The organism is Streptomyces sp. NPDC015661 (assembly GCF_043077765.1).
In the GTDB taxonomy this organism is placed as follows: Bacteria; Actinomycetota; Actinomycetes; order Streptomycetales; family Streptomycetaceae; genus Streptomyces.
Genome location: NZ_JBIBST010000022.1, coordinates 63,626 through 69,996, shown reverse-complemented (window position 1 = coordinate 69,996; position 6,371 = coordinate 63,626). Strand labels below are relative to the sequence as shown.

The 6,371-nt window shown below is 71.0% G+C and carries 5 protein-coding genes; 1 reads left to right on the top strand and 4 read right to left on the bottom strand.

From position 1 onward, the window contains the following. From ACF07V_RS37700 to rhaI, 4 genes are all read right to left on the bottom strand, one after another. Window positions 1–644 (bottom strand): (Fe-S)-binding protein (locus tag ACF07V_RS37700; RefSeq protein ID WP_392160520.1); only part of this gene is annotated, 644 nt, incomplete at its 3' end. Continuing rightward, complete coding sequence (locus ACF07V_RS37695) at window positions 644–2,173, bottom strand: rhamnulokinase family protein (RefSeq protein WP_392160518.1); 1,530 nt, start codon at window positions 2,171–2,173, stop codon at window positions 644–646. The genes ACF07V_RS37700 and ACF07V_RS37695, both read right to left, overlap by 1 nt. Before the next feature lie 144 nt (window positions 2,174–2,317). Continuing rightward, complete coding sequence (locus ACF07V_RS37690) at window positions 2,318–4,357, bottom strand: bifunctional aldolase/short-chain dehydrogenase (protein ID WP_392160516.1); 2,040 nt, start codon at window positions 4,355–4,357, stop codon at window positions 2,318–2,320. Between the two features lie 187 nt (window positions 4,358–4,544). Continuing rightward, window positions 4,545–5,711 carry an L-rhamnose isomerase gene (gene rhaI, locus ACF07V_RS37685; protein WP_392160514.1) on the bottom strand — a complete coding sequence of 389 codons (1,167 nt, stop codon included), beginning with the start codon at window positions 5,709–5,711 and terminating at the stop codon, window positions 4,545–4,547. A gap of 250 nt (window positions 5,712–5,961) precedes the next feature. On the opposite strand from rhaI, the gene ACF07V_RS37680 reads away from it, so the two are divergent. Next, window positions 5,962–6,282 carry an L-rhamnose mutarotase gene (locus ACF07V_RS37680; protein ID WP_392160512.1) on the top strand — a complete coding sequence of 107 codons (321 nt, stop codon included), beginning with the start codon at window positions 5,962–5,964 and terminating at the stop codon, window positions 6,280–6,282. The last annotated feature ends 89 nt before the right edge of the window (window positions 6,283–6,371 follow it).

Here is a 6,371-nt window from a genome sequence, read left to right as displayed (position 1 = left end):
TCCGCGCCGCACAGGACCTCCGCGCCCGTGGACAGCGCGTTCGTGATCTTGTCGGAGCCCATCGCCGCCGAGACGTCCGGGTTCTTCACCGCGAACGTGCCGCCGAAGCCGCAGCACTCCTCCGCGCCCGGCAGCTCAACCAGCTCCAGCCCCTTCACCGCCTCCAGGAGTCGGCGGGGGCGTTCGCCCAGGCCGAGCATCCGCAGACCGTGGCAGGAGGGGTGGTACGTCACCTTGTGCGGGAAGTACGCGCCCACGTCCGTCACGCCCAGCACGTCCACGAGGAACTCCGTCAGCTCGTACGTCCTGGGGACGAGCGATGCGGAGGCCTCGACGAGCGCGCTGCCGCGTCCCTCGGCCTGAGCCTTCCGCCCGATCCTCGGGTAGTTGTCGCGGACCATGGCGGCGCAGGACCCGGACGGGGTGACCACGTGGTCGTATCCCGCGAAAGCACGGGCCATGCGGTGGACCAGGGGCTCGGTCTCCCGGCGGTAGCCGGTGTTGTACTGGGGCTGGCCGCAGCAGGTCTGGGCGGCGGGGAAGTCGACGGAGACGCCGAGGCGTTCGAGGAGCTTCACGGTGGCGACGGCCGTGGAGGGGTAGACCGCGTCGTTGACGCAGGTGGCGAAGAGGGCGACGCGCATCAGGGGTTCCTCGGGGCGGAGTCGAGTCGGGCGGCGGCCGCGTCCCAGGCGGCGCTGTCGCCCCCGGGCGTGTAGTGCCGCAGATGCTGGGTGGAGGCGATCAGCCGGCGCATGTCGGCGAGGTCTCCGACCAGGCCGGCGGCCCGGGCCTGGACGAGGATGTTGCCCAGGGCGGTGGCTTCGGTGGGTCCTGCGACGACGGGCAGGCCGGTGGCGTCGGCGGTGAGCCGGCACAGCAGGTCGTTGCGTGATCCGCCGCCGACGAGATGGATCCGGCGGATGTCGCGGCCGGCGAGTTCGGCGGCCTGTCGCAGGGTGCGGCGGTGGGCGAGCGCCAGGCTCTCCAGGATGCAGCGGACCACCGCGCCCTGGCTGCCGGGTACACGCTGGCCGGTGCGGGCGCAGTACTCCCGGATGCGGGCCGGCATGTCGCCGGGGGCGAGGAACTCGGAGGCGTCTGGGTCGATGACCGAGGCGAACGGTTCGGCCCGGGCGGCGTCGGTGAGGAGCGTGGTGAGGTGGTGGGGCAGCCCCTCCTTCTCCCAGCTGCGCCGGCACTCCTCGAGGAGCCACATGCCCATGATGTTGCGCAGGTAGCGCACGGTTCCGTCGATGCCGCGTTCGTTGGTGAAGTTGGCGGCCCGGGATTCCTCGCTGAGGACGGGGGCGTCGAGTTCGAGGCCGGCGAGCGACCAGGTGCCGCACGAGATGTACGCGAAGTCCGGCTCGGTCGCGGGCACGGCGACGACTGCGGAGGCGGTGTCGTGCGAGGCGACCGTCGTCACCGGCGTCAGGGGATCGAGACCCGTGTACGCGGCGACATGGGGGAGCAGGGTTCCCGCCGGGTCGCCGGGGGAGCGCAGCGGTGGGAACAGGTCGGGGTCGAGGGAGAGACGGCCCAGCAGATCCTCGGACCAGGTGCCGGTGAGGGCGTCGAAAAGGCCGGTCGTGGAGGCGTTCGTCTCCTCGGCGCCGATGGACCCGGTCAGCCAGTGGACCAGCAGGTCCGGGATCAGCAGCAGGGTGCGGGCGACGTCCCGCTGGACGGTTCCCTCGGTGGAGGCCAGCTGGAAGACCGTGTTGAACGGGAGGTGCTGAAGCCCTGTGACCTCGTACAGCTCCTTGCGGCCGACCTCGGCCCACACCCGTTCGGCGACACCGTCGGTCCGGTCGTCGCGATAGTGGAACGGGTGTCCGAGCAGGGCGCCGTCGGCGTCGAGGAGGCCGTAGTCCACGGCCCAGGTGTCCACGCCGATGGAGACGACACCGCCGGAGACGTCACCGCGGGAGACGACGCCGCCGGAGCGGGCGGCCTCGCGCAGCCCGTCGAGGACGCCCTGGAAGAGGGCGAGGACGTCCCAGCGCAGCCCGTCGGGGAGTCGTACGGGGGTGTTGGGGAAGCGGTGGACTTCGGTGAGGTCGAGCTTGTCCGGGCCGACCCGGCCGAGGATCACGCGCCCGCTGGTGGCGCCGAGATCGACCGCGGCGAACGCGGAGGCGAAGGCGGAGGACGGGGGAGTGGTGGTCACGTGGGGCTTCCTCCGCGGGGGCGGGTGGCTCGTAGGGGGCGAGGAGGGAGAAGGAGCACGAGGACAGACGGCGCCGCTCCACTGCCCGTACACCCTGATGTCGGCGCCTCGGACAACCGGCATCAGGGCGGTCGTGGTGCGCCGTCAGCGCAGGAAGGCGGCCGCGACGCCGGCGTCGACGGGGATGTGCAGGCCGGTGGTGTGGGTCAGGTCGCCGCCGGTGAGGGCGAAGACCGCGTTCGCGACGTGTTCCGGGAGGACCTCGCGCTTGAGGAGGGTGCGCTGGGCGTAGAACTCGCCGAGCTTGTTCTCCTCGATGCCGTACGTGGCGGCGCGCTGGGCGCCCCAGCCGGCGGCGAAGATGCCGGAGCCGCGGACGACGCCGTCGGGGTTGACGCCGTTGACGCGGATGCCGTGCTCGCCGAGCTCGGCGGCGAGGAGACGGACCTGGTGGGCCTGGTCGGCCTTGGTCGCGGAGTAGGCGATGTTGTTCGGTCCGGCGAAGACCGCGTTCTTGGAGGCGATGTAGACGATGTCGCCGCCCAGATTCTGCTTGATCATGATCCGGGCGGCCTCGCGGGAGACGAGGAAGGAGCCGCGGGCCATGATGTCGTGCTGGAGGTCCCAGTCGCGGGTGGTGGTCTCCAGGAGCGGCTTCGAGACGGAGATGCCGGCGTTGTTGACGACCAGGTCGACGCCGCCGAAGGCGAGTACGGCCTCACGGAACGCGTCGGCGATCTGCTGCTCGGAAGTGACGTCCACGGTGACCGCCACAGCCTTGTCCCGGCCGCCCAGCTCCTCGGCGACCGCCGCCGCGTTCTCGCCGTTCAGGTCGGCAACCACGACACAGGCGCCCTCGGCGGCCAGCCGGTGCGCGACGGCCTTGCCGATGCCCGAGCCCGCACCCGTCACCAGGGCGACGCGGGTGGCGAGCGGCTTCGGCTTCGGCATGCGCCGCAGCTTGGCCTCCTCCAGCTCCCAGTACTCGATGCGGAACTTCTCCGACTCGTCGATGGGGGCGTAGGTGGAGACGGCCTCGGCACCGCGCATCACGTTGATGGCGTTGACGTAGAACTCGCCCGCGACCCGCGCGGTCTGCTTGTCCTTGCCGAAGGAGAACATGCCGACGCCGGGGATCAGGAAGATCGCCGGATCCGCGCCGCGCATCGCGGGGGAGTCCGCGGTGGCGTGGCGGTGGTAATAGGCGGCGTACTCCTCGCGGTACTCCGCGTGCAGCTCCTTCAGCCGGGTTATCACGTCGCCGAGATCCGCCGTGCCGGGGAGATCCAGGACCAGCGGACGGACCTTCGTCCGCAGGAAGTGGTCCGGGCAGGAGGTGCCCAGGGCGGCCAGGCGCGGGTGCTGGTCGTGCGCGAGGAAGTCGAGGACGACGTCGGAGTCGTTGAAGTGGCCGACCTGCGGCCGGTCCTGGGAGGCGATCGCCCGGATGTACGGCGCGAGCGCGGCGGCCCGCTCCCGGCGCCCCCCTTCGTCCAGCGCCGCGTAGCCGTCCAGGGGGGCGCCGAACGGCTCCTCCTTGCCCCGCTCCGCGAGGAAGCTCTCCGCCGTACGGATCATCCACAGGGCATGGGCCTCGCACTCCTCGGCGCTCGCGCCCCAGGCGGTGATGCCGTGGCCGCCGAGCACCACGCCGACGGCGTCCGGGTGGGCCTCCTTGATGGCGGCGATGTCCAGGCCGAGCTGAAAACCGGGGCGCCGCCACGGCACCCACGCCACCTTCCCGCCGTAGCACTCCGCCGTCAGCTTCTCGCCGTCGGCCGCGCAGGCGAGGGCGATGCCGGAGTCCGGGTGGAGGTGGTCGATGTGCGCGGCGTCGACCAGACCGTGCATGGCGGTGTCGATGGAGGGGGCGGCGCCGCCCTTGCCGTGGAGGCAGTAGTCGAACGCGGCGACCATCTCGTCCTCGCGCTCCACTCCCGGGTAGACGTCCTTGAGCGCCCGCAGCCGGTCGAGCCGCAGCACGGCGAGGCCGTCCTCGGTCAGCGTGCCGAGGTCACCGCCGGACCCCTTCACCCACATCAGCTCGGTGTCGGAGCCGGTGACCGGGTCGGTGACGGTTCCCTTGGCAGAGGCGTTGCCGCCGGCGTAGTTGGTGTTGCGCGGGTCGGAGCCCAGCCGGCGCGCGCGGGCGATGAGCGCGGCGAGGTCGGGGTGGGTGGCCATGTGCGATCAGTCCTTCGGAGTCGAAGATGCGGGAGGGCAGAGCCCTCAGGAGCCGGAGGAGCCGGAGGAGCCGGGGGTAGGGCCCTCAGGAGCCCGGAAGAGCCCGGAAGAGCCCGGAAGAGCCCGGAAGAGCCCGGAAGAGCCCGGAAGAGCCCGGAGGGGCCGGGGCCTCGGCCGGGTGGGGCGGTCAGGCTCCCCAGCCGGCCTGCTCGCCGCCCACGCGCTCGGCCGCGATCCGCTCCTGCCACCCGGAAGCGGCGTACGCGGCGACGGGTTCGGGGCCGAGACCCTGCTCCTCGCGCAGCTCGCGCAACAGGGGTCGTACGTCGGTGTTGTACGCGTCCATCAGCACGGCGTTGGCGGCGAGCACGTCACCGGCGTGCTGGGCCGCGGCCAGGGCGTCCGGGTCGACGAGGAGGGCCTTGGCGGTGGCCTCCTGGACGTTCATCACGGAGCGGATGACGGCGGGGATCTTCGCCTCGATGTTGTGGCACTGGTCGAGCATGAAGGCCACGTTCGCCGCCGGGTCCAGGCCACCGTTCTTCACGACCTCGTGCGTGATCCGGAAGAGCTGGAAGGGGTCGGCGGAGCCCACCATGAGGTCGTCGTCGGCGTAGAAGCGCGAGTTGAAGTCGAAGCCGCCCAGCTTCCCCTCCCGCAGGAGGAACGCCACGATGAACTCGATGTTGGTGCCGGGCGCGTGGTGGCCGGTGTCGACGACGACCTGGGCCTTGGGGCCGAGCTTGAGGCAGTGGGCGTACGAGGTGCCCCAGTCCGGCACGTCGGTGGTGTAGAAGGCCGGCTCGAAGAACTTGTACTCGAGCAGCATCCGCTGGTCGTCGCCGAGCCGCCCGTACACCTCGGCCAGCGCCTCTGCCAGCCGTTCCTGCCGCCCCACGATGTCGTCCTGGCCGGGGTAGTTCGTCCCGTCGGCGAACCACAGCTTCAGGTCCGTCGACCCGGTGGTGTCCATGATGTCGACGCACTCCAGGAGGTGGTCGACGGCCTTGCGGCGCACCTTCGGGTCCGGGTGGCAGACGCTGCCGAGCCTGTAGTCGTCGTCCTGGAAGGTGTTGGAGTTGATCGCACCCAGTTCGAGACCGCGGTCCTTCGCGTACGCGGCCAGGGCGGCGTAGTCGTCGACCCCGTCCCACGGGATGTGCAGGGACACCTTGGGGGCGACGCCGGTGAACGCGTGCACCTGGGCGGCGTCGTCCAGCTTCTCGTACGGGTCCCGTGGCACGCCCGACTGCGCGAACACCTTGAACCGGGTGCCGGAGTTTCCATAGCCCCAGGAGGGTGTCTCGATCCGCTGGCCGGCGAGTGCGGCCTTCACGGCAGCGATGTCAGGCATGGTCACCTCGGGGTGGCTGGGAGAACGGGGACCCCGGGGGCCGGGGCTGATGAGCAGGGAACCGATCGATTTAATGAATCGATTCATGCGAAAGGGAAGCTAGCCCGCGTCCGGATGGCCGTCAAGGTGCTGTGCAGGGCGGTGACGTAGTGAGGGATCTTGACCGCCGGGACGGTCGGGGCTAGCTTCCAGGCAACTCGAATGAAACATTTCAGAATGAGTGACCCACCGCAGAGAACGAGGTAACCCGATGCAGCGCGTCTGCTTCCTGCTGAAGGTCCGGGCCGAGAAGGCCGCCGAATACCGCGAACGCCACCAGGACGTCTGGGCCGAGATGCGCGACGCCCTGTCCACGGCCGGCTGGCACAACTACTCCCTCTTCCTGGGCGAGGACGGCCTCCTCGTCGGCTACCTGGAGACCCCGGACTTCGACCGGGCCCGCGCCGCGATGGAAGCCACCGACGTGAACGCCCGCTGGCAGGCGGAGATGGCCGAGTACTTCGAGGAGCTGGACGGCCGGGCGCCCGACGCCGCCATGCGTCCGCTCACCGAGGTCTTCCACCTCGCGTGAACGGCGAGAGGTCTTCCACCTCGCGTGAACGGCGAGACCGGCCGCAAAGGACGGCTCTTCCCGGCGGCACCACGCGCGGACGAGCACGG

Bases quoted from the DNA above. Each gene is read 5' to 3' on its own strand.
- ACF07V_RS37690 (WP_392160516.1), bottom strand. From the start codon at position 4,357: ATGGCCACCCACCCCGACCTCGCCGCGCTCATCGCCCGCGCGCGCCGG.
- rhaI (WP_392160514.1), bottom strand. From the start codon at position 5,711: ATGCCTGACATCGCTGCCGTGAAGGCCGCACTCGCCGGCCAGCGGATC.
- ACF07V_RS37680 (WP_392160512.1), top strand. From the start codon at position 5,962: ATGCAGCGCGTCTGCTTCCTGCTGAAGGTCCGGGCCGAGAAGGCCGCC.